This is a genomic window from Clostridioides sp. ZZV14-6154 (genome assembly GCF_020657785.1).
GTDB lineage: Bacteria > Bacillota > Clostridia > Peptostreptococcales > Peptostreptococcaceae > Clostridioides.
Window position 1 is genome coordinate 1 of sequence record NZ_JAGWCY010000080.1, and the last position, 262, is coordinate 262.

Here is a 262-nt window from a genome sequence, read left to right on the forward strand (position 1 = left end):
CATCCAAAAGTTTTAGCAAAATATTCTTTTTGTTCGCTATTTGGATATAATCTATATTTATATGCTCTTAGCATATTATCCCTACTTTCCTTGATTTTCTATGTATTGTTTTACAACATCCAATGGAACTCCACCAGTTGTTACTAGACAATAACTTTTGCTCCAAAAGTATTCTTTCCATAAGGACTTACGAATACTTGGAAATTCATTCTTTATTCTTCTACTTGATGCTGATTTATAAGCATTTAGCAGTTTAGATATC

2 protein-coding genes are annotated in these 262 nt (G+C 29.8%); both read right to left on the minus strand.

The features are described from left to right. On the minus strand, positions 1-74 hold a 74-nt coding region (locus tag KGF45_RS19820; RefSeq protein ID WP_227843088.1), incomplete at its 3' end, for a helix-turn-helix domain-containing protein. Between the two features lie 7 nt (positions 75-81). Continuing rightward, positions 82-262, minus strand: a 181-nt coding sequence (tnpA, locus tag KGF45_RS19825; RefSeq protein WP_227843087.1) for an IS200/IS605 family transposase, incomplete at its 5' end; no start/stop codon positions are given.